The sequence below is a fragment of the Amycolatopsis sp. cmx-11-12 genome (assembly GCF_046269425.1).
In the GTDB taxonomy this organism is placed as follows: Bacteria; Actinomycetota; Actinomycetes; order Mycobacteriales; family Pseudonocardiaceae; genus Amycolatopsis.
On the sequence record NZ_JADNQM010000007.1, the window covers coordinates 19449 to 35218 of the forward strand.

The 15770-nt window shown below is 68.5% G+C and carries 15 protein-coding genes; 10 read left to right on the forward strand and 5 right to left on the reverse strand.

The window, feature by feature from the left end; genetic code table 11:
• Window positions 1–91 precede the first annotated feature (91 nt).
• The 4 genes from ACLARN_RS11410 to ACLARN_RS11425 form a co-directional block, all read right to left on the reverse strand.
• The gene (locus ACLARN_RS11410) at window positions 92–1003 is read right to left on the reverse strand and encodes a 3-methyladenine DNA glycosylase (RefSeq protein ID WP_409491312.1); all 912 of its coding nucleotides are present in this window, start codon (window positions 1001–1003) and stop codon (window positions 92–94) included.
• Window positions 1000–2043 carry a hemolysin family protein gene (locus tag ACLARN_RS11415; protein ID WP_409491313.1) on the reverse strand — a complete coding sequence of 348 codons (1044 nt, stop codon included), beginning with the start codon at window positions 2041–2043 and terminating at the stop codon, window positions 1000–1002. Before ACLARN_RS11415 ends, ACLARN_RS11410 begins: the two co-directional genes overlap by 4 nt.
• Window positions 2040–3386 carry a hemolysin family protein gene (locus ACLARN_RS11420; protein ID WP_409491314.1) on the reverse strand — a complete coding sequence of 449 codons (1347 nt, stop codon included), beginning with the start codon at window positions 3384–3386 and terminating at the stop codon, window positions 2040–2042. Before ACLARN_RS11420 ends, ACLARN_RS11415 begins: the two co-directional genes overlap by 4 nt.
• A 167-nt stretch (window positions 3387–3553) precedes the next feature.
• Complete coding sequence (locus ACLARN_RS11425; RefSeq protein WP_409491315.1) at window positions 3554–4150, reverse strand: TetR/AcrR family transcriptional regulator; 597 nt, start codon at window positions 4148–4150, stop codon at window positions 3554–3556.
• Between the two features lie 203 nt (window positions 4151–4353).
• Between ACLARN_RS11425 and ACLARN_RS11430 the strand changes: the two genes are divergently transcribed.
• The 5 genes from ACLARN_RS11430 to pip all read left to right on the forward strand — a co-directional run bounded on the left by ACLARN_RS11430 (window position 4354) and on the right by pip (window position 8674).
• The gene (locus ACLARN_RS11430) at window positions 4354–4752 is read left to right on the forward strand and encodes a hypothetical protein (protein WP_409491316.1); all 399 of its coding nucleotides are present in this window, start codon (window positions 4354–4356) and stop codon (window positions 4750–4752) included.
• Window positions 4753–4754: 2 nt separating this feature from the next.
• A complete protein-coding gene (locus ACLARN_RS11435; protein ID WP_409491317.1) occupies window positions 4755–5381 on the forward strand; it encodes a DUF3558 domain-containing protein in 627 nt (208 codons plus the stop codon).
• The gene (locus ACLARN_RS11440; RefSeq protein WP_409491318.1) at window positions 5378–6742 is read left to right on the forward strand and encodes a hypothetical protein; all 1365 of its coding nucleotides are present in this window, start codon (window positions 5378–5380) and stop codon (window positions 6740–6742) included. Before ACLARN_RS11435 ends, ACLARN_RS11440 begins: the two co-directional genes overlap by 4 nt.
• 24 nt (window positions 6743–6766) lie before the next feature.
• Window positions 6767–7498: an ESX secretion-associated protein EspG gene (locus ACLARN_RS11445; RefSeq protein ID WP_409491585.1), complete on the forward strand. Its 732-nt coding sequence runs from the start codon at window positions 6767–6769 to the stop codon at window positions 7496–7498.
• A 270-nt stretch (window positions 7499–7768) separates the two neighbouring features.
• Complete coding sequence (gene pip / locus ACLARN_RS11450; protein WP_409491586.1) at window positions 7769–8674, forward strand: prolyl aminopeptidase; 906 nt, start codon at window positions 7769–7771, stop codon at window positions 8672–8674.
• A 126-nt stretch (window positions 8675–8800) separates the two neighbouring features.
• Here the strand turns inward: pip and ACLARN_RS11455 are convergent, their stop codons facing one another.
• The gene (locus ACLARN_RS11455) at window positions 8801–9991 is read right to left on the reverse strand and encodes a Glu/Leu/Phe/Val family dehydrogenase (protein WP_409491319.1); all 1191 of its coding nucleotides are present in this window, start codon (window positions 9989–9991) and stop codon (window positions 8801–8803) included.
• 162 nt (window positions 9992–10153) lie between these two features.
• Between ACLARN_RS11455 and ACLARN_RS11460 the strand changes: the two genes are divergently transcribed.
• The 5 genes from ACLARN_RS11460 to egtD all read left to right on the forward strand — a co-directional run bounded on the left by ACLARN_RS11460 (window position 10154) and on the right by egtD (window position 15733).
• Complete coding sequence (locus tag ACLARN_RS11460) at window positions 10154–11077, forward strand: LysR family transcriptional regulator (RefSeq protein WP_409491320.1); 924 nt, start codon at window positions 10154–10156, stop codon at window positions 11075–11077.
• A 130-nt stretch (window positions 11078–11207) separates the two neighbouring features.
• Window positions 11208–12464 (forward strand): glutamate-cysteine ligase family protein, encoded by a 1257-nt coding sequence (locus ACLARN_RS11465; RefSeq protein WP_409491321.1) that lies wholly within the window; start codon window positions 11208–11210, stop codon window positions 12462–12464.
• Window positions 12461–13813, forward strand: a complete 1353-nt coding sequence (gene egtB, locus ACLARN_RS11470; RefSeq protein ID WP_409491322.1) for an ergothioneine biosynthesis protein EgtB — start codon at window positions 12461–12463, stop codon at window positions 13811–13813. Before ACLARN_RS11465 ends, egtB begins: the two co-directional genes overlap by 4 nt.
• A 181-nt stretch (window positions 13814–13994) precedes the next feature.
• Window positions 13995–14759 carry an ergothioneine biosynthesis protein EgtC gene (gene egtC / locus ACLARN_RS11475; RefSeq protein WP_409491323.1) on the forward strand — a complete coding sequence of 255 codons (765 nt, stop codon included), beginning with the start codon at window positions 13995–13997 and terminating at the stop codon, window positions 14757–14759.
• On the forward strand, window positions 14756–15733 hold the full coding sequence (egtD, locus tag ACLARN_RS11480) for an L-histidine N(alpha)-methyltransferase (RefSeq protein ID WP_409491324.1): 978 nt from the start codon (window positions 14756–14758) through the stop codon (window positions 15731–15733). Before egtC ends, egtD begins: the two co-directional genes overlap by 4 nt.
• Window positions 15734–15770: the final 37 nt, after the last annotated feature.

Sequence of the window (15770 nt, forward strand, 5' to 3'; positions counted from 1 at the left end):
TTGTCCTTTCGAAACGTGCGCGCTCGCGCTGCGTATGCAATCAAACCGTTATCACTCTAACAGGGGAGGATGTTACGGGGAATGCGACGACTCACAGTTGTTTTCCGCGTGTCGCGGGCGCCTTCCTTAACTCGGTCAGGAGCCGTTTGCAATGCGCTATCAGGTGCTCACGCAGCGGCGCGGCCCGGCGGGCGAAACCGGCCTGCGCGCGGGCGTACTCGGCCCGCCCTTCCGGGCTCTCGATCCGTACGGGCGCGTACCCGAACGCCGCGAGGTCGTACGGGCTGGCGCGCATGTCCAGCTCACGGATGTCCGCCGCCAGCTCGAAGCAGTCCCCGACCAGCTCGGCGGGCACGAACGGGTCGAGTTTGTAGGCCCACTTGAAGAGGTCCATGTTGGCGTGCAGGCAGCCCGGCTGCTCGAACTCGATCTGGTTCTCCCGCTCCGGCCGCAGTGTGTTGCGCGGCTTGGCGGGCTCGGTGAAGAATCGAAAAGCGTCGAAATGCCCGCAGCGGATCTCCAGAGACTCGACGACACCGTCCGTTCCGGCCGAACCGAGCCGGAGCGGAAGTTGTGAGTGACGAACCTCATCCGCCGATTCCCGGTAAACCATTGCCCATTCGTGAAGCCCGAAACAACTGAGCCTCGGCGCGCGGGAAGCGGTCGCGGAAAGCAGGCCGAGGACGAATTCGGCGGTTTTGGCCCTGCCCTCGGTGAAGCCGGCCGGGTCCAGCATGACGCCGTCCGGTGTCTCGACGTAGCCCTTCCGCTCCAGGAACCGGTGCGCGGACCGGCCTTCGAGCGCGACGCCCGGCCCCGGCTGCCAGCGTTCGACGTGGCCGGGGCGGTGCGAGTAGTAGGTGAAGAGGAAGTCGAGGACCGGATGCTTCTCGCCCCGCGAGCGGCGGAGCTGGTGCGGTGTCGTCCAGCGCCGCATCCTGGCGACGTGGTCGTCTTCCCGAGCCCGCCAGGCAGGCTCGGGAAGGACGATCACGCCGGTCATGACATGACGTGGGTGCCGTCGCGGACGGTTCCCACGTATTCCTCGACGAGGTCCTCCAGCGCGACGACCCCGACGGCGTCACCCGCCGGATTCAGCGCCCGCGCCAGGTGACTGCCTTCCTTGCGCATCGCCGACAGCGCCTCGTCCAGCCGGGCGTCGGCGCGCAGTTCGGTCAGCGTGCGTGTCTTGCCCGACGGCACAGCGGTCGACGGCTGCTTGCCCACGAGGTCGAGGACGTCCTTCACGTGGATATAGCCGGTCAGCGACCCGTCGTCGGCGCAGACCGGGAAGCGCGAGAAGCCGGTCGAGGACACCGCGCGCTCGACGTCGCCCAGTGTGGGCGAGCAGGGCAGCGTGGTCAGCTGCGCCGTCGGGACCAGGACGTCGGCCACCGTCTTCTCCACCGACGACAGCGTCTTGCTGAGCCGCTGGTGCTCGGACTGCTCCAGCAGCCCCTCGCGCCGCGACTCACTGAGCAGTTCGGCGAGTTCGTCGGAGGTGTACGCGGTTTCGAGTTCGTCCTTCGGCTCGACCTTGAACAGCCGCAGCAGCGAGTTCGCCACGAAGTTGAGCAGCCAGATGAACGGGTTGGCGATCTTCACCCAGGCCACGTGCACCGGAACCAGCCAGAGCGCCAGCCGCTCCGGCTCGGCGATCGCGAGGTTCTTCGGCACCATCTCGCCGATGAGGACGTGCAGGACGGTGATGAACGCCAGCGCGATCGCGAACGAGATCGGGTGCAGCAGGACGTCCGGGATCCCGAGCAGTTCGAAGAACCCGGCGAGCTGATGCGCGATGGCGGGCTCACCCAGCCGTCCGAGTAGCAGCGAGCAGATCGTGATGCCGAGCTGTGCGCCCGCGAGCATGAGCGAGACGTTCTTACTCGCGTTGATGACGATCTGCGCGCGCGTCTTTCCCTGCTCCAGCAAGGCTTCCAGCCTGTCGCGCCGCGACGAGATCAGGGTGAACTCGGCGCCGACGAAGAAGGCGTTGGCCAGCAGCAGGATCACGACGAGGAAGATGTTGAACCAGTCGCTCATCGGGCGGGCTCCTGCTCGGCGGAGGTGGCGGTTTCGCTGACCCGGCGGACTTCGACCTCGGCGATGCGGAGACGGTCCATTTTGGTCACCGTGAGCCGCCAGGCGTCGAGATCGGTGGCGTCGCCGGGGGAGGGGATCCGGCCGAGTCGCTCGAGGATCAGCCCGGCGATGGTCTCGTAGTCGCCGTCCGGCATCCGGAACCCGGTCTCGTCGGTGACTTCGTCGGCGCGAAGCTGCCCGGACACGAGCCAGTTGTCGGTGCCGACCTGTTGGGAGGACGGCTCTTCCCGTTCGTCGTGCTCGTCACGGACGTCGCCGATGATCTCCTCGACGACGTCTTCCAGTGTCACGAGCCCCGCGGTGCCGCCGTACTCGTCGACGACGATCGCCAACTGGAACCGGGAATCGCGCAACCGGTTGAGCAGCGAATCGCCCGGCAGCGATTCGGGCACGGTCGGGATCGGCCGCATGACCGAACCGATCCGCACCGTGGCGCGCTGTGCGGCCGGGACGGTGAACGCCTGTTTGATGTGCACCGCGCCCTGCACGTCGTCGAGATCCTCGGTGTAGACCGGGAAACGGGAGAACCCGGTGCGGCGGGAGATCTCGATGAGGTCGTAGATCGTGTCGTCCACGGTCAGCGATTCGAGCTGGACACGCGGGGTCATCAGCTCGTCGGCCGTCCGCTCGCCGAAGCGCAGCGACTTGTCCAGCAGTTCGGCCGTCGACGTGTCGAGCGTGCCGCTTTCGGCGCTGGAGCGCACGATCGAACCGAGCTCCTGGGGTGACCGTGCCGAACGCAGCTCCTCCTGCGGTTCGACACCGAACTTGCGGACCAGGAAGTTGGCGCTGTTGTTCATCAGGGTGATGAGCCAACGGAACATCGACGAAAACCGCGAGTGGTACCCCGCGACGGCGCGCGCGGTCTGCAACGGCCGGGCGATCGCGAGGTTCTTCGGCATCATCTCGCCGAGGATCATCGACAGCGACGTCGCCAGGATCAGCGCGACCGCCAGCGAGACGCCGTTCGCGACACCTTCGGAGAACCCGACGGCGGTGAACAGCGGGTGCAGCAGGTCGCCGATCACCGGTTCCGCGAGGTAACCGGTGATCAGGGTGGTGATGGTGATCGCCACCTGCGCGCCGGAGAGCTGGAACGAGAGGGTGCGGTGCGCCTTCTGCACGGTGTGCGCGCGGCGGTCGCCGACCTGGCGGACGTTCGCGTCGACCGTGCTGCGCTCGAGCGCGGTGAGGGAGAACTCAGCGGCGACGGCGAGGCCGGTGCCGATGGTCAGCAGGAGGAACAGGAGAATGCCGAGAACGGCGAACAGGATTTCCATCATTTCCTGCCGGCGGGGACGGGGTCGGCAGGAAGATCCGCGGAACAGCCGGGTGTGCCACCCGGCTCGATACTGTCACCAGGTGACTGCGCGTCGCGCACGAAAAGAGTCACTCCTCAATCGGATGAATCAACCAGAGACCGCCGCTGTACTGCGGCGATAGGACAATCTTAACGCGTTCCCCCGGCCGCGTGGGCGCGGTGCCGCCGCACGCTCTCCTCGACCAGGTCGAGCACGGGACCGAGATCGTCACCGGGCTGGCCCATCGCGAGGTGGGAGACGAGTCCTTCGAGGACCAGTTCGAGATACGCGGTCAGGACGTCGACATCGACGTCGTCGCGCAGGATCCCGGCGTCGCGCTGGCGCAGCAGACGGCGGCGGGTCGCGGTGGTCAGCTGCTGGGACCGCTCGGCCCAGCGGGCGCGGAACTCGGGGTCGGTGCGCAGGCGCCGGGAGACCTCCAGCCGCGTGCCGAGCCAGTCGGCGGGGTGCTCGCTGCGGTTTGTCAGCAGGTCGCGCATCACCTGGACGAGGCCCTGCTCGGCGACGACGTCGGCCATGCGGACCGCGTCGTCCTCGGCCAAGGCCAGGAAGAGGGACTCTTTGTCGCGGAAGTGGTGGAAGATGGCGCCGCGGGAAAGGCCGGTGGCCTCCTCGAGTCGCCGGACCGTGGCACCCTCGTACCCGTAGCGTGCGAAGCACACGCGGGAGCCGTCGAGGATCTGGCGCCGGCGTGCGTCGAGGTGATCCTGGCTGACCCGTGGCATCCTGGAATCCTGTCACCGGGAACCCGGTTAATGCAATCCGTACGTACGTACTGTGATCAGTTCGCGGGATGATTGCTCCGTCCGGGAACCTTGCGGCTTGGAAACACGTCCGAACACTCGGCCGGATCGGCTGACACGCCGTCGGCCGCTTGGCTACTCTTTGTCCATCACGGTGAGTGAGTGCTGAGGGGAAGGTGCGGGGCGTGGATATCATCGGCGATGCCGCTAGCGCGATCAAGGCCGTCTGGGGTGACCTGACCACGCCGAAGGAACCGACCGTTTACGGCGGTGGGGGCGGCGGTGGCGGCGGGTTCGAGATGAGCCCGGAGGAGCTGAAGACCGTCATCGGGCTCTGGGAAGACGAGCTGAAGAAGGTCGTCGACGACGGTGACAAGATCGACCTCATCGTCGGTGACCTGATGCCGCCGGGTCAGGACGAGGCCAGCTCCAGCTACGTCGACTCCGGTGTCGAATCCTTGCTCGGCCTGCAGAAGCAGAACGAGTCGATGAGGGCCTACATCGAGGGTTACATCGCGAAGCTCGAGATGGCCCGGACGAAGATCATGGCCACCGACCAGGCCAACACCCTGCGCACGACCTGAGGATGCCGAACGTGTTGAGGAATCGCGCCGCGGTAGCGGCGCTCGTGCTCGTTTCCGTCGTGGTCGCGGGTTGTACCGGGGAGACTCCCGGTACGGCTACGCCGACCCCGGGAACGTCGCCGTCGTCGGCTTCGTCCGCCGCGCCGGATGACCCCAATGTCCCGAAGGTGGCGAATCCGCTGGACGCTTCGGCGTACGTCGGTGACGTGTGCAAGCTGCTCCCGCCCGCCGCGGCCTCGGAACTGGGGTTCACCGCGCCCGGTGAATCGAAGAGCGAGGGCAGCAATCCCGGTTGCAGCTGGCAGATTCGCGGCAAGGCGGACAGTCTGCTGATCATCCTCGGCAGCGGCAACCGCGAGAAGGGCATGGGCGGTCTGGGCGGCCTGCACAAGGCCAAGGAAGCCGGGCAATTGAGGTTCCTGGAGCCGGGCCCCGAGGTCGACGGCTATCCGACCGTCTATTACGGAATCCAGGACAGGCGAGCGGGCGGCAACTGCGACCTCGCGGTGGGCGTCGCCGACGATCTGGCGATCAGCACCCTCGCCAAGGGCTACGACAATGAGCAGGATTCCTGTGGAACCGCGCAGAAACTCGCGTCGGCCGTGATCAAGACACTCAAGGGGGCATGAGGGTGGACGGCAAACAGATCTACGAGAACTTCACCCAGGGCGACACTCGCAACCTGCGCAGCGCGGCCGATCGCGTCGCGGAACTTTCGGACGCCTATGTCGAGCGCGGCATGGCCATCAAGTCGCTGCAGTCGCGGATGTCGTCGTCCTGGACGGGTTCGGCCGCCGACGCGGCGAACGCGGGCGCGGGCCCGCTCGAACAGGCCTTCAAGGAGACAGCGGACCCGCTGTTCACCACCAAGGCCTCGGTCATGACGCAGGCCGACAGCTTCGACGACTCGGGGCAGACGGTCGTCCCGGTGCCCCCGAAGCCGGACAAGCCCAACCCCTGGACCACCGGTCTCAAGGGCGCGATCCCGATCGCCGGACCGTTCATGGTCAACAACGACATCAAGAACTACCAAGAGGGCGTCGCGAAGCACGAGGCGGCGAACCAGAACAACGTCCGCGTGATGGACCAGTACGACTCGGTCACCAGCAGCACGAGCTCCAGCCTGCCGACCGACTACGGCGTGCTGAAGAACGACGGCGCGAATGTCAGTGTCAAGGTCGGCGACGGGCCCGGCCCGATCGAGCCGCCGCCCTACATCCCGCCGAAGCGCACCACGAAGCGCGGCGGTGGCGACGAGAACGACGGCACCGACACGAGCGGCACGAACAACAACGGCACGGACAGCAACGGCACCGACCGGAACCGCACCGGCAACGACCAGAATCAGAACCAGAACCAGAACAAGCCGGGCACCGGCGAAGACCGTCCCGGAGGCTCGAAGGACCGGCCGATCCCTCCGGACATCACGACGCCGACCCGGAAACCGGGCCCAGGGGACACGACGCTCCCGTCCGGCGGTGGCCGAGGCAAGCCTGGCGGCGGGACCACGGAGATCCCGGGCCGGGACGTCGGGCGCGGCACCGGCGGCGATCCCGACGACGTGCTCGGCCTGACCAACGGTCTCAACCAGAACAATGGCCCCGGTGGCGGCGGATCCAACCCGCCCGGAAGCGGCAGCGGGCGCAACGTCCCCGGGCCCAACAGCGCCGCGGGCAGGCTTCTCGGTGGCGAGGGTGGCACCGGTGGCCGCGCGGGCGGTCCGGGTGGGCCGGGTTCCGGTGGCCTCGGCGCGGGCAGGGGCTCCGGTATGGGCGGCTTCGGCGGCGGCATGGGTGGCGCCGACGTGGCTGGTGGCCGTGGCGCGGCAGGCCGCGGCGGCGGCCAGATGGGCCCGATGGGGGCAGGCGGCAGGCGTGCTGAGGGGGACGAGGACGACGAGCACCAGCGTCCCGACTACCTGATCGAAGCCGACCCCGACGCGATCTTCGGCACCGACCAGCGGACCAGTCCGCCGGTCATCGGCGAGTAACGGATGACCGTGAGAACAGGCCGGGTGGACGTCCCGGTCGAAGCCTTGGCGGTGCTCGCCGAACGCGAACGGGTCGGCGACCTGCACATCACGCTGCGTCCCGAACCGCGCTGGCTGTCCAGGACGGCCCGCGCGGAGGCGGACAAGCGAGTGGGAGCCGCTTTGGCGCAGGCTGGGCTGCTGGATTCGAGCGGCCGCGCGTCGGTCGATTTCCTGGACTGGCTGCCGGTGCTCACGAAACCGTCGATCGAGTACTACGGCTGGGTGAACGCGGGCGGCCAGACCTACGGCCTTCTCGCCGCGTCGCTGGGTTTGCAGGCGGTGCTGGCGGTGTCGTCCGGTGACTGGGTCGGGCTGCAGGAGATCGACCGGCGACGGTTGCCCGAGTCGCTGATCGAGCAGTTGCCACCCGTTCCCGCGGGTGGTGGCAGGCTTCGCACCATTCGGGCGTACGAGCTCGAAGAGGCGGCACGGCGAGGGCCGGACACGCATTCGCTGCCGCCGGTGATCGCGGACATCGTCAGCCTCGTGCAGCGGCCGGTCGAAGGGAGCGGTGAGCTCTACGTCGGCAAGCGGGACGAAGTCGGCAGGCACGTGGCCGTCGAGGACCCGCTGCACTTCGCCGACACCGACTGGGGCCGGTACCTCAGCTACACGACCGGACAGGGGCACGACGCGGTGGTCCACATCGGACCGGCGGGCCCTGCGGAGTTGGCAGACGCGCTTCGGCACGTTTCGGGGACGCTGGGAAGCTAAGCGCTGGCAAGTACATGAAGGCCCCCTTCCTTGCGCCTAGCGCAAGGAAGGGGGCCTTCATGTACTTATTGAGGGGTAAGGCAAAGGAAGCCTTCGGCACCACCTCCGACCCACCACGAACACGACACGTTCGACCTTCTCCTCAATAAATCCCGCACACCAAGGCACCCATCGCGACTATTGTGACAGCGCTGTTGTATTTCTGGGCGGATCTGGGAGGGCGAGAACGTGACACGGCTGTATCCGGAAATCGAACCGTACGACCAAGGGATGCTCGACGTCGGCGACGGGCACCTCGTGTACTGGGAGGTCTGCGGCAATCCCGACGGCAAACCCGCCGTCACGTTGCACGGCGGCCCGGGAACCGGCTGTAGTGCCGGTCTGCGCCGCTACTTCGACCCGGCCAAGTACCGCGTCGTGCTGTTCGACCAGCGCGGCTGCGGCCGGAGCACGCCGCACGCGGGGGAGCCCGACGCCGACCTCTCCGCCAACACCACCGACCACCTGATCGCTGACATAGAACAGCTTCGCGAGCATCTCGGCATCGAGAAGTGGCTGCTCTTCGGCGGTTCCTGGGGCTCGGTGCTCGCCTTGGTCTACGCCGAGCGGCACCCCGACCGTGTGTCGGAGATGGTGCTGATGGGCCTCGCCACCGGGCGTCGGAGCGAGACCGACCTGCTCACCCGCGGTCTCGGCGGCGTCTTCCCCGAAGCTTGGGCCAAGTTCCGTGACGGTGTTCCCGAAGCGGACCGCGACGGCGATCTGGCGGCCGCGTACCTCAAGTTGCTCATGGATCCGGATCCCGCGGTGCACGAGAAGGCGGCCGCCGACTGGTGTGCCTGGGAGGACGCGATCATCCCGACTTCGCCGCCGTACAAGAGTTTCGAGACGCCGAAGTTCCGGCTAGCCTTCGCCAGGCTGGTCACGCACTACTGGAGCCAAGGGTCCTTTTTGGACGAAGGCGTGGTGCTGAGGGAGGCCAAGACGCTCGCCCACATCCCGGCCGTGCTCGCCGAAGGAAGCCTCGACCTGAGCAACCTCATCGGCACCCCGTGGGAACTGGCGCACGCCTGGCCGGGCAGCGAACTGGTGGTCATCGACGAGGTCGGCCACAGCACCCAGGACGAGCCGATGCGCGAAGTCCTTGTCGGCGCGACAGATCGCTTCGCTTCCTGAGCCTTGTCCCGCGTGAAGGTCCCCTTCCCTCGGTTGAATCCAGCTCTGCCGCGCGCCAGCGCGTCCGTTGAGGGCGGCGGCGGGGGCATGGATGGACGAGGGAAGGGGGCCTTCACGCGCACGACGTCAGGGAATGACCAGAACGGGGGCGGCCTCCGGAGTGGTGGCGGCGTCCGAACGGGTGGTTTCGGCGAGTCGCAGGCCGGTGGTGCGCGGGGCGATCCGGTCGAGGTTCCACGAACTCAGCAGCAGCGCCACCTTCGCCCGCATCTCGGTCCGCAGTCGCAGGAACGAGTCGGCGGGGTCGGCGCCGACCTCGCCGAGCAGGAGCCACCACGCCCACGCGGCCGCGCCGGCGTTGGCGACGAAGTCCGGGATCACCGGGATGCCCCTGGCCGCGAGGCCCGCTTCTGCGTCGGGCGTGGTCGCCGCGTTGGCCGCCTCGATGACGACCTTCGCCTTGACCGCGCCCTGGTTCCCGGCCTTCAGCGCGTAGGAGATCGCCGCCGGGACGAAGATGTCGGCCTCCGTCGCCACGATCTCGTCACGGGGGAGCAGCCGGACGTCCGACGGCAGGCGGCCGCGGTCGATCTCGCCGTAGGAGTCACGCAGGTCCAGCAGCGCCGGGATGTCGAGGCCTCCGGGCCGGTACAGGGTTCCTGCGGCGTCGGCGACCGCGACGACCTTCATGCCCGCTTCGTGCAGGTACCAGGCCGCGCCGCCGCCCATCGTGCCGATGCCCTGCACGGCGACCGTGGTCTTCTCGACCGGCCATTCCCACGCGTCGGCGACACCGAGGCAGGCCTGCGCGACGCCGTAGCCGCCGATGACGTCGCCGAGCAGGAGCCCGCCGGGGACCGGGGTGCTCAACCCGGCCTGCACGCGGCGAAGGGTGTGCGCCGGATCGGCCGAACGGCGGATCGCGGCGTGGTACGACTGCTCGAGTCCCAGCTTCGCGAACACCTCGTCGATCAGGTGCTGCGGCACGCCGAGATCCTCGGCGGTCACCCAGTGGTTGTCGATCCACGGCCGCAGGAACGCGCAGAACCGTTCCAGCACACCGAAAGCACGCTCGTCCTTGGGATCGAAGTCGATGCCGCCCTTCGCCCCGCCGACCGGCAGGCCGAAGGTCGCGGTCTTGTTCGCCATCCCCCTCGCCAGATCCTCGACCTCGGACATCGTGCAGCCCGCGCGCATCCGGGTCCCGCCGGTCGCGATGCCGGAGACCAGGCTGTGCACAACGAGGTAGCCGGTGGCACCGGTGACGGGGTCGGTCCAGATCAGCCTCATCAACGGTTCGGCGTTCCTCGCGGCCATGCGGCCACCTCCTTCGGGATTCGGGGTTCGTCCTGCGCCACTTCCGAGGGTGCGCCCCACCGGGCGCGGGCGTCTATTTACCGAATCTGAACGATGACGTGCAGAGAAACTGGTGTAACGCGCCATCCGGCATTCGCGACCGCGCCCGATTACGTTGATGACATGGAGCTTTCGTTGCATCGCCTGCGGATGCTCCGCGAGCTGAGCAGGCGCGGCACCGTCACGGCCGCCGCCGCGTCACTGCACTACACCGCTTCGGCGGTATCGCAGCAGCTGGCTCAGCTGGAGCGGGACGTGGGCGCGAAGTTGTTCGAACGATTCGGCAGACGGGTGCAGCTGACCGAACTGGGGCTGCTGCTGACCGAACACGCCGAGGAGATCCTGGGGTCGGTCGAGCGGGCGACGCTGGCGTTGGAGGAGGCGCAGGAGACCGTCTCGGTCCGGCTCATGGCCGGCGTGTGGGCCTCGGTCGCTTCGGGGCTGCTGCCGCACGCGCTGGCCGCGCTCGCGGGCGAGCATCCGGGGATCCAGGTCCGGACCCGCGAGCTGGCGCCAGAGGACACCGCGGACGCCGTACGTGACGGTGAACTGGACCTGTCGTTCGTGATCGACTATTCGGACGCGCCGATGCCGTGGGACGCCGGTCTGGAGCGTGCGGTGATCGCGGTCGAACGGCTGCACGCCGCGGTGCCCGCCGGCGCCGTCCCCGCCGGGAGCGCGTCCCTGCTCGACCTGGCCGAGCATCCGTGGATCCTCGCCAGCCCGAAGAGTCACTTCGGTCGCGCGGTGCGCACCGCCTGCCACCGGCACGGGTTCGACCCCAAGATCAACCACGAGGTCGAAGAGCAGTCGACGGCGATGGCGATGGTCCGGGCCGGGCTCGGGGTGACGCTCGTTTCGGACCTCGGGCTCGGCCTCCGGCCGCCGGGCATCGACGTCGTCGCGTTGACCACACCGTTGCTCCGAACGGTTTCGATCGCCTACCGGACGACGTCGTCCCGGCGCCCCGCGCTCCAGCTGGTGATCCAGGCCGTTCGCGGTGCGGCGGCCGCGCTGGGCCTGGGCACCGAGCCCGCTTTGCCCTGATTCGTCCTGTCCTAAAAGGTGGTCCGCCGATCCTGCCCGGCAAGAACGCACCTGAATTTGTCGGACCCCGCGTGTAGCGTCCGAAGTCAAGGTTTCTCAGTTATCGGACAACCGACTGGACGGCGGAAAGATGACTACTGTTCATGATTTCCCCGAGAAGTCCGGGAGCGCGTCGAACGCGACGGCGAAGGTCCTGTCGGACCGAGCCGAGGGCGAGGCGTATGTGGCTTCCGTGTGCTTCAAGCACGGGCCACCGAGACTTCTCGGCGTAGAGCTGGAATTCACCGTGCACTACGCCGACGAGCCCGCCCGGCCTCTCGATCCCGACGATCTCGCCACCGCGCTCGGCCCGCACACCCCGCGGACACTGCGCCCCGACAGCCCCGCCCTCCCCCTTCCGGCAGGTTCACCGCTGAGCCTCGAGCCCGGATGTCAGGTGGAGATCTCCGCTCAACCACAGACCACGCTGCGCCACCTGGACGCCGTCGTCTCGGCCGATCTGGCCCACCTCGAAACCCTTCTCACCGCCCGAGGCCTGTACCTGGGTGACACCGGGATAGACGGGCATCGCGCTCCTGCCCGCAAACTGGGCACACCCCGCTACGCCGCGATGGAACGCCGCTTCGCCCCGATGGGTGACGGTGGCGCGACGATGATGTGCAGCACGGCGGGCCTGCAAGTCTGTGTGGACACCGGTGAGGCGGGAGAGCTGGCCACCCGCTGGGCCGCCGTCCACGCGCTCGGCCCGCCGCTGCTGGCCACCTTCGCGAACTCCCGGGTCCACGCCGGACACGACACCGGCCACGCGTCCGCGCGCTGGCTGGGCGTGATGGATACGGAAAGGGCCCGCACCCGATCGGCGGAACCAAGCCGGGATCCGGCGGGGGAATGGGCCCGCCGGGTCCTGGACACCCCGCTCATGGTGCTGCCCGGCCACGGCTGGGACGCGCCGGAATCCCTGACCTTCGCCGACTGGATCGACGGGCGGGGCGAGGGCGCCGGACTCGGCAGGCCGACCGAGGACGACCTGGCCTACCACCTGACGACCTTCTTCACGCCGGTCCGGCCACAGGGGTACCTGGAGATCCGCTACCTGGACGCCCAGCCCGTGGCCAGGTGGCTGCACCCGGTGGCCCTGCTGGCCGCGTTGCTCGCGCGCCCGTCCACAGTGGACAAAGTGCTCGAACTGTGCGAACCGGTCATGGGCAGGTGGGAATGCGCGGCCCGGTTCGGCCTGTCCGACCGGGCGATCGCCGCCGTCGCGAGCGAGGTGGTGGACCTCGGCTGTGCCGAACTCGGCATGACCGATCTGCCGCCGGAGACCATCACGGAGATCAGCGAGGGTGTGCAGTCCCTCGTGCACGGTTCGAGGAGCCACCAGTCATGAGCGTGGAAAGCACCGAGAACAACCCGCTTCGCGCGCTGAGCCCGCAAGACCTGCGGACCCACGCGGCCGAGGCGCTCACCAGGGCCCGCGAGCGCAGTGTCGTGCTGACGGACGCCGTCGACGACGAAGACCTGGTCCGCCAGCATTCGAAACTGATGTCGCCGCTGGTCTGGGACCTGGCGCACATCGGCAGCCAGGAAGAACTCTGGCTGGTCCGCGACGTCGGCGGCCGCGAGGCGCTGCGGCCGGACATCGACGACATCTACGACGCGTTCCAGCACGCCCGCGCGGATCGCCCGGAGCTGCCGCTGCTGGGGCCGGAGGAGACCCGCAAGTACGTCCGGGAGGTGCGCGAGAAGTCCTTCGACATCCTGGAAAACGTTCCGCTGCAAGGCAGGCGGCTCACCGAGGACGCCTTCGCCTTCGGCATGATCACCCAGCACGAGCAGCAGCACGACGAGACGATGCTGGCCACCCACCAGCTCCGCAAGGGCGATCCGGTGCTGCACGCGCCCGCTCCGCCGCCATCACGGTCCGGGCAGTTGCCCGCTGAGGTCTTCGTGCCCGGCGGTGCCTTCACCATGGGTACCTCGGCCGAGCCGTGGGCGCTGGACAACGAGCGTCCGGCCCACGAGGTCGCGGTGGAGGCCTTCTTCATCGACACCGCCCCGGTCACCTGCGGGGCGTACGCCGAGTTCCTCGACTCCGGGGGTTACGAAGACCCGAGGTGGTGGAGCGAGCGCGGCTGGGCGTACCGCAGTGAGCACGGCATCGACGCGCCGCGTTTCTGGAAGCGTGAACAGGACGGCTGGTGGCGGACGAGGTTCGGCGTGTACGAGAAGGTGACCGCCGCGGAGCCCGTTGTCCACGTTTCCTTCTACGAGGCCGAGGCGTACGCCACCTGGGCTGGTCGGCGCCTGCCGACGGAACCGGAGTGGGAGAAGGCCGCCCGGTTCGACCCGGCGACCGGCCGATCGCGCCGGTTCCCTTGGGGCGACGAGGAACCGACCCCCGAGCACGCCAACCTCGGGCAGCGGCACCTGCGGCCCGCGGAGGCGGGCGCGTATCCGGCGGGTGCCTCGCCGCTGGGGGTGCATCAGCTGATCGGCGACGTCTGGGAGTGGACCAGCAGCGGATTCGAGGCGTATCCGGGATTCGCCGCGTTCCCGTACAAGGAGTACTCGGAGGTGTTCTTCGGCGGGGACTACCGGATCCTGCGCGGTGGCTCGTTCGGTACGGACGCGGCGGCGATCCGCGGCACGTTCCGCAACTGGGATCACCCGATCCGGCGACAGATCTTCTCCGGGTTCCGCTGTGCCCGGGACGCGCGATCGGGCGAGGTGGGCTGAGTGTTCGTAGGTGAACCCGCGTCCGCGATCGACGTCGGCAGGACGCTACCTGGTCATTCAAGTCACGGCGCGCGAGCATGGCGCCCTGCCACCGCGATAGCGGGGCCCGCGGCCGTGGCGGGTTCACGCGTACGGGCAAGTTGCCGGGTGCGTTCCAGCTCCGCAGACAGGGGCTAACGGCATGTGCCGTCATCTCGCGTATCTCGGCGAGCCGCGTTCGCCAGCCGAGCTGCTCTTCCATGCCCCGCATTCGCTGCTCGTGCAGTCCTACGCCCCGGCCGACATGCGGGGCGGCGGCTCGGTCAACGCGGACGGGTACGGTCTCGGCTGGTTCGCCGAAGGCCCCGATCCGCTGCGGCTGCGCCGGTCCGCTCCCTTGTGGACCGACGGGGACCTGCCCGCGCTCGCCGGGTCGGTGCGGTCGCACGCCTTCATGGCGGCGGTCCGCAACGGCACCACCGGGATGCCGGTGGTCGAGGCGGCGAACGCGCCGTTCACCGGCGGTGGCCATCTCTTCAGTCACAACGGAATGGTGAAGGGCTGGCCGGGCTCGCTGGCCGAACTCGCCGCGAAACTGCCGATCACGCGCCTGCTCACCCTGGAGGCGACCACGGATTCGGTGCTGCTGTGGGCTTTGCTGAGTGAACGGCTCGAAGCGGGCGAAGACCCGCTCTCGGCCGTCACGTGGCTGACCGGTGTGGTCGAGGAGGCGGGGCCGGGTTCGCGGCTCAACTTCCTGCTGACCGACGGTCGGACGCTCATCGGCACGGCGTGGACGCATTCCCTGTCCTATCGGGACACCGGTGACGGTGTCGTCGTCGCTTCGGAACCGTGCGACGACGCTCCCGGATGGACTCCCGTTCCCGAACACCACGCCGTCCGGGTCACCGGGGCCGGCGTGGAAATCCTTCCCCTCGAAGCCGATCGGAGCACTGAGGCACGATGACCGAAGTGGATCTCGACGTACACCGCAGCGAGTCGGACATCACCGAGCAGCTGCGCGCGGACGTCCGCGCCGGCCTGGAAGCGGACCAGAAGTGGTTGTCGCCCAAGTGGTTCTACGACGCGCGTGGCAGCGAACTGTTCGAGAAGATCACCGCCCTTCCCGAGTACTACCCGACCCGCAGCGAACGGGAGGTGCTCGCCGCGCGCGGCGGCGAGATCGCGGAAAGCTCCGGCGCGCACACCCTCGTCGAACTCGGTTCCGGATCGAGTGAGAAGACCAGGCTCCTGCTCGACGCGCTCACCGACCACGGCACGCTGAGGGAGTTCGTGCCGCTCGACGTCTCCGAAACCGCGCTCGCCGAAGCCGCGGAAGCCATCAAAGCCGACTACCCGTCCCTCGAAGTCCGGGGCGTGGTCGGGGACTTCACCCAGCATCTCGACCTGCTGCCGGGCGACCGGCCGCGGCTGGTGGTCTTCCTCGGCGGCACGATCGGCAACTTCCTGCCCGCCGAGCGCGCCGCCTTCCTCCACTCGGTCCGCGAAGTGCTCGACGAAGGGGAGTGGCTCCTTCTCGGGACGGACCTGGTGAAGGACCGGGAAACGCTGGAACGCGCCTACGACGACGCGGCGGGGGTCACCGCCGAGTTCAACCGCAACGTGCTCCACGTGATCAACAACGGCCTCGGCGCGAACTTCGATCCGGCCGCCTTCGACCACGTCTCGTATTGGGACGAAGAGAACGAATGGATCGAAATGCGCCTGCGTGCCCGCGAGGCGGTGACCGTCGACATCCCGGGCGCCGATCTGCTGGTGAAGTTCGCCGAGGGCGAATACGTGCGCACCGAGGTCTCCGCGAAGTTCCGGCGGGACGGAATCGCCGCGGAACTGGCCGAAGCCGGTTTCTCGGTGGAGAAATGGTGGACGGACTCGGAATCGCGGTTCGGGGTGAGCCTGGCAAGATCTGTCCGTGGCTAACCCTCTTACACTCCTCGCTCGCGCACTCGGCACGAAA